The 6,189-nt window shown below is 66.3% G+C and carries 6 protein-coding genes; all 6 read right to left on the bottom strand.

Annotation, left to right across the window (positions count from 1 at the left end; all coding sequences use genetic code 11):
* Positions 1-430 (bottom strand): AMP-binding protein (locus tag NFL01S_RS00675; protein ID WP_169812135.1); only part of this gene is annotated, 430 nt, incomplete at its 3' end.
* A 44-nt stretch (positions 431-474) separates the two neighbouring features.
* A complete protein-coding gene (locus NFL01S_RS00670) occupies positions 475-1,731 on the bottom strand; it encodes a wax ester/triacylglycerol synthase domain-containing protein (RefSeq protein WP_062970361.1) in 1,257 nt (418 codons plus the stop codon).
* On the bottom strand, positions 1,731-2,891 hold the full coding sequence (locus tag NFL01S_RS00665; RefSeq protein ID WP_062970359.1) for an acyl-CoA dehydrogenase family protein: 1,161 nt from the start codon (positions 2,889-2,891) through the stop codon (positions 1,731-1,733). Before NFL01S_RS00665 ends, NFL01S_RS00670 begins: the two co-directional genes overlap by 1 nt.
* Positions 2,888-3,136, bottom strand: a complete 249-nt coding sequence (locus NFL01S_RS00660; RefSeq protein WP_033246142.1) for an acyl carrier protein — start codon at positions 3,134-3,136, stop codon at positions 2,888-2,890. The genes NFL01S_RS00665 and NFL01S_RS00660 overlap by 4 nt, the downstream gene beginning before the upstream one ends.
* A gap of 158 nt (positions 3,137-3,294) precedes the next feature.
* Positions 3,295-4,608, bottom strand: a complete 1,314-nt coding sequence (locus NFL01S_RS00655; RefSeq protein WP_062970358.1) for a lysine N(6)-hydroxylase/L-ornithine N(5)-oxygenase family protein — start codon at positions 4,606-4,608, stop codon at positions 3,295-3,297.
* Positions 4,601-6,142 (bottom strand): pyridoxal phosphate-dependent decarboxylase family protein, encoded by a 1,542-nt coding sequence (locus NFL01S_RS00650; RefSeq protein WP_062970356.1) that lies wholly within the window; start codon positions 6,140-6,142, stop codon positions 4,601-4,603. The genes NFL01S_RS00655 and NFL01S_RS00650 overlap by 8 nt, the downstream gene beginning before the upstream one ends.
* Between the last annotated feature and the right edge of the window lie 47 nt (positions 6,143-6,189).

Raw genomic sequence — 6,189 nt, 5'->3', positions numbered from 1 at the left:
TTTCGGTCCGCTCGGCCAGCTCCTCTATTACAGCGATGGACGCACCGAGGTCGAGATCGCGCACGGAATCGGTGAACGGCTCTCCGGCAACGACCAGCCGGGCACCGAGCATCTCGATCACGGCGCGCGTATCCGCCAGCCAAGTCTCGAGATTCATGCGCGGGGTGGGCTGATGCAGCATGGTGAACACCGCTCCGCGCATCCAGATCGCCTGTATGGCAACCGCGACATTGTCGGCCGGACCCGCGAGGATCGCGACGGAATCGCCCGGCACCACCCCTGCCTCGGCGAGGCCGGCCGCAACCCGGCCGGCCGTAGCCCGCAGCCGATCCCAGGACCGGAACGTCAGCTCCGAAACGTCGGAGCCACTCCACAAACCCTTCGCTTCAGAAACCGGGTTGTCGAAGAGCAACTGGGTAATTCTGCTCATTAGAACTTCCATTTCTATCCGCCGGACGATTCAGCCGGTGCGAATCAAGCCTCGCGAAGCACCTGGCCGAAGTGCTTCACGAAGGTGTCGGCGTACCCCTCAGGCAGGGACACCGGGTCGGCAACGACACCGAACGATGTCCGGTTGCCGAGGATCAGCGAGGTCACCGAGAACGAATAACCGACCAGCGGCGACAACGCGGACAGTTCGACTATCGGCGTGCCGAGTACCGAGCGTGCTCGCGAGAATCCCGGGTTGATGCCGACGTGAATATCTGGACCCATATACTTCATGGCTGCACCGCCTGTGATCCGCCGTAGCACCCACGGCAAACCGGGTTCCCTTGCGGGCGCAGCGGAGGCGAGCTCGGGACGACGCTTCTCGACGATGGCCAGCTCCGATTTGCACCGCTCGAGCTGCCGGCCGAGATCAGTCTCGTTACCGGCCAGGTTGAGCGGCGTGACGATCACGGCGTTGCCGGTATGCCGGAACTGCGGATCGTTGGTCACCGGTAGCGTTACCCGGATGATTTCGGCGGGTTCCGAGCCGGGCGGGGCGATGCTGATCGCGCGGCCGATGGCGGCGAGTAAGAACTCGTGCACCGAGGCACCGTGTGCTTTGGCAGCGCGGCGCACATCGCGGGTGGACGCACTGTACAGGGCGTATTCGCGCCGGCCGGATGTGGTGAGTTTCGGCCAGTTGCGGCCGGACTTTCCTGCGGCGTGCTGTGCGGCGAAGGCGGCCTTTGCCTCCTTCAGCACTTCTGGCTCGATCTCGGGCGTGCGGAACCGCGGACTGGTCGCGAACCGCTCGAACCCGGCAAGTTCCTCGGGCGTGCCATCGGCCAGCAGCGCGGCGAATGCGGCGCCCGCGATACCGTCGGACACCGCATGATGCACGCGCAGCATGAAGTATTGGGAGCCGTCGCCGGCCGGAGTGAACAGGGTGATGTGCCACATCGGTTGCGGCCGAGGCAGCGGCGTCTCGAGCAGTGCGGTGACCCGCTGTCTCAACTCCGCCGCATCAGCGTATTCGGCGGCGGCGAGATGACGGTCCACATCGACCTTCTCGGCCACCACTTCGCGAGGTCGGCGCCACCGCCCACCGTCGATGCCGAGCCGGAACAGTTCGAACAGTTCGCTGCGCTCACGCACCCGGTCGCGCACATCGCCGATATTCACCTGGGCGCCATCGGCGGACAGTTCGAGCAGCATCGCCCAGTGCATCGGGCTGCTCTCGGTGTCCAGGTACAGGTAGGTGTGATCCGAGGGGGTCAGCGTCGTTACCGAGGCGTCTGTCATTACATGTCCACTTTCGCGAGTAAAGCCTGATAGCCGTCCGTGTCGGGCTTCATGGCCGCGGCCACCAACTCCCACAGCACCTCGTCGGTACCGCCCCCGACGCGCGCCAGTTTCATATCCCGGAACCAGCGGTTCAGCGGGAGACCGGTATCGAGGTAGCCGATACCGCCCCAGATGTGCAGGCACTCCGAGGCCACTTCTTCGCCCAGATTGGCGGCAGTGACTTTGAGCGAGGCGGCGGTACGCAGATTGATACGTCCCTCGGCGGCGACCCCGGCCAGCGCGTGGCGCAGGGTATCGACCCGCGACTGCAGATCGGCGACGCGGAGTCGCAGCGCCTGATGGTCGTAGAGGCGCTTGCCGAACTGGGCGCGGTCGTACATCCGGGCCAGGGTCACGCCGAGCATGCGCTCGCAGGACGCGGCGATCTGACCGGCTACCGAGTAGCGTTCGTGGGCCAGGCCCCAGCTGATCACCGCCAAACCCGTGCCGGGACGGGCGAGGAGCGCGTCCTCTGGGATCCAGGTGTCGATGCTCACCGGGGCGGTATCCAGCGGGCCGGCACCCAGCTTCCGGTACGGCTCGCCGACCTGCACCTGCGATACCGGCACCACGGCCAGCGCGACATTGCCCGAGTCGGGGGCCGGTTCGTCGCCGAGGCTGCGCCCGACGACGAGCATGTAGTCGGCAATCGGCGAGAGCGAAACGAACTTCTTGTGCCCGACGACCCGGTAGCCGCCGCGCTCCGGCTCGATCCGGGTCCGGGCGTTCTGCAGATCCGAGCCGCCCGATTCCTCGGACGCCCCGATGCACAGAACTTTGTCGACCGCGATCGCCTGCTCGGCGAGTTGCCGCAGGAAATCGGTCCGCCCGAATCGGCGCAGCACGGCGATCGCCGAATCGTGCAGGCTGACGCCGACGCCGATGGCCGCCGAACCGAGCGCCCCCAGTTCGCGAGCCAGCGCGAAATGGTCGCAGAGGTCGGTGACCTTGCGGTCGTTCCATTTACGGGCGAACACTCCCTCGGCACCGAGATGTTCGAGCAGGACGCGCGGGAACTCGTTGACCTGTTCGGCCTGTTCGGTCCACCGGACCACCCGGTAGTCGAAGGCCCGGGCGAGCAGATCGGAGTACGAGTCGGCGGGCGCGGCGACTGTCATGCGGCGGCGCCGGATTTGGCGCGGATCAGGTCCTCCAGATCGCCGACCGATGCGGCCTCGGCCATCTCCCGCTCGGTGAGCTTGACGCCCAGGCGCTCTTCGATGGCCACGACGCCGATGGCGAAGGCGACCGAATCGATGCCGAGATCCTCCACCAGCAGTGACTCCCGGTCGAGGTCGGTGAGCGACAGGTCGAGATCTTCCTCCAGAATGCTGTGCAGTACGTCGCGAATTCGGTCGGACATCTAGAAACTCCTCGGAAAATGTTCGGATCCGTCGGCTGCGGGGCCGACGTTGTTCCTCCGGTCGGACGGAGAGACACCACTGGTGGAGAGCGTCCGGCGAACGGGCCCGGCACACGGACGCACTGCGCAAGGCATACCTGGTAACGGGTGCCGGCCCACTATTCGGACCCCTCCTCGCCGGTGACCCCGAAGCTGGTGAACGCGGTATTCCGCGGAATGCGATAGACCTCGCGCCCGGTCACGGTGTTGAGGATCTTGGCGTTGCGCACAGCACCGATGTCCAGGTTCGGCGCGGAGACACCGTGACTGTGTTCGTCGGCATTGGCCACGAACAGCCGGCCCCGCAGCGCGTCGCCGGCGCTCACCGCATGGTTGTTCTCGATCACCAGACGACCGCGCGAATCACGCCGCAGGTGCTCTTCCACGGGTCCGAGGAAGTCGGTCCTCCGGGGCCGGTAACCGGTCGCCGCGATAACCAGGTCGGTGGTGTGTGCGATCTTCGTTCCGGTGTCCCGGTGCTCGCCCCGGACTCGGAGGCGGCCGTCGGGCAGCGTATCGAGTCCCTCGACCGTGACACCGTTGCGCAGCTCCACCGGTTGTGGCTTCTCCAGCAACTGACGCCGGTAGAGCAGATCGTGCAGGCGTTCCAAGGTATCGGTGGAGATGCCCTTGTGGAACTGCCAGTGCCCGGCCCGCACTCGGTCGCGGGTGGCCTCCGGCAGGCTGTGGAAGTAGTCCATGTACGCCGGTGTGGTCATTTCCAAGGACAGCTTGGTGAAATCCAGTGGCGCGAACCACGGGGTCCGTGTCCACCAGCGCACAGCCGGACCACCGCGAAAATTCTCTTCCAGCAGGTCGACGACGATCTCGGCACCGGACTGGCCGGAGCCGATCACGGTGACGGCCTCCGCGCGATGGGCGGTGTCGCGGCGGTACAGGTATTGCGCGCTGTGTACCAGTGCGGAAGAGCCGTTCGCAAGCGTCTGCGGGATGGACGGTTCGGTACCTACGCCGACCACCACATGCTCCGCGTACACCATCGAGGTGGTGCCGGGCCCGGACATCGACACCTCGAAATGCCCTCGCTCGCCGTCCCAGCGCACCGCGTCGACGGTGATGCCGAACCGCAGCGAATCCAGCCTTCCGACTGCCCACAGCAGGTACGCCTCGTACTCGCGTCGCGTCGGGAACCAATCCTCACGAACCAGGAACGGGTACAGGCGGTCCACGTCGGCCAGATAGGCCAGGAACGACAGCGGGTGCGTCGGGTCGACCAGGGAGACCAGATCGGACAGGAAACTGACCTGCAGTTTCGCCTCGTCGAACAGGAGGCCGGGATGCCAGCGGAATTCCTCGGCGGAGTCCACCACGAGGAGGTCGAGGCCGTCGACCGTCGAGGCCATGGCCGCCAACGACAGGTTGAACGGCCCGCAGCCGATACCCAGTACGTCGACTGTCCGTATGTCACTCATGGATCTTCACCATCTCGCCGTGCTCGCGACGCAGACCTTCGGATTCGACTTCCAGCCCGATACGCAGGAGTTCGTCGAACAAGACATCGATATCCCGCTCGGTGGTTTCCGGGTTGAGCAGGGTGAGCTTCACACAGGTCCGGGGCTCGCCCGCGCCGTGGACGCATACCTGGGTGCGGCCGATCAGCGCCTTACCGGTGCTGATCAGTCGCCGGCGCAGTTCCCCGTTCACCTGGTCGAGGTCCAGATCCTCGCAGCGGTAGCGGAACACGACCGTGGTCATGGTGACCGGCGCGACGAGTTCGAGCTGCGGCTCGGTGACGATACGGCGCTCGGCATGGCGGGCGAGGTCGTGGCAGGTATCGAGCATCTCGCCCAACCCGGTGCGGCCGTAGGCGAGAAAGGTCGCCAGAACCTTGAGCACATCGGGGCGGCGAGTGGTCTGCAAGGTCTGGCCGAGCAGGCCGCCGAAACCGGCCTCGATATCGTCGTCCGGGTTGAGGTAGGCCACCGACCGGTTCAACGAGGAGAATCGCTGCTGATCGGCCAGCAGCAGCACGCTGGCGGCGGCGGGCTGCCAGCCGACCTTGTGCAGGTCCAGTGTCACCGAGTCGGCCCGTTCGAGGCCGGTGAGCAGCCCGGCGAGCTTATCGGAGAACAGTGTGCCGAAACCGTATGCGGCATCGACGTGCATCCAGACGTCGTGGCGCGCCGCGATGCGGGCGATCTCGGGCAACGGATCCACGGAGCCGAAGTCGGTGGTACCTGCGGTGGCCACGATCGCGACCGGGCTGTGGCTCTCGGCGAGTCCGGTGAGCAACTCGTCGAGGGCCTCCGGGATCATCCGGTGCGCGGAATCGACCGGAACGCCGATCGCTGCGCTCTCCCCGAGACCGAGTGCCGCGCACGCGCGGTGGACGGAGAAATGCGCGATCTGCGAACACAGCACCACCGGGCGGGGCAGGCCGCTCACCCCGTTGCTGCGGGTATCGATACCGAGCCGGGCGGCGCTGTAGTCACGAGCGATCAGCAGCGCGAGCAGATTCGAGTAGGAGCCACCGGGGCCGAAGACACCACCGGACCTTTCGGTGAATCCGGCCAGCTTGGCAAGTGCGCTGATGGTCCATTTCTCGATGGCCAGGGTTGCCGGTCCCGAATCGTAGGTATCCAGCGATGCGTTGGTGGCACCGGCGAGCGCATCGGCGATCACCGCCACCCGTAGCGAGGGCGGCTGCAGGTGTGCCGCCGCATGCCGGTGGGTGAGGTCCAGGCCGTAGGCGGCGATCAGTTCGGCCACCCGGTTCAGCGCCGCGTCCTCTCCCGCCCCGTGGTCCGGAACCTGCTCCGGGCCCAGCTGCTCGGCCACGGCGTGGAGCACGGCGGCGGGATCTCCCCAGGGCAGTGGTGCGCCGTGATGCCGGGATTCGACCGGCCCGGCCAGTTGCGCGAGGCCGTGGCCGATTGCCGTCCACCCATCTCCCGGCGTGGCGAACTTGGATCTCTGTCTTCGTGGGAATGCGATTTTCTCTGACACGGGTAGCCCATCGACTCGGATATGGATAGCAACTGCGTTCGTTTTCC

Source organism: Nocardia flavorosea NBRC 108225 (genome assembly GCF_001613385.1).
GTDB lineage: Bacteria > Actinomycetota > Actinomycetes > Mycobacteriales > Mycobacteriaceae > Nocardia > Nocardia flavorosea.
This window is presented reverse-complemented; position numbering and strand designations above follow the sequence as displayed.

What these genes read in the sequence shown, in the direction of transcription:
- NFL01S_RS00665 (WP_062970359.1), bottom strand. Translation starts at nt 2,891, where the DNA reads ATGACAGTCGCCGCGCCCGCCGACTCGTACTCCGATCTGCTCGCCCGG.
- NFL01S_RS00660 (WP_033246142.1), bottom strand. Translation starts at nt 3,136, where the DNA reads ATGTCCGACCGAATTCGCGACGTACTGCACAGCATTCTGGAGGAAGAT.
- NFL01S_RS00670 (WP_062970361.1), bottom strand. Translation starts at nt 1,731, where the DNA reads ATGACAGACGCCTCGGTAACGACGCTGACCCCCTCGGATCACACCTAC.
- NFL01S_RS00655 (WP_062970358.1), bottom strand. Translation starts at nt 4,608, where the DNA reads ATGAGTGACATACGGACAGTCGACGTACTGGGTATCGGCTGCGGGCCG.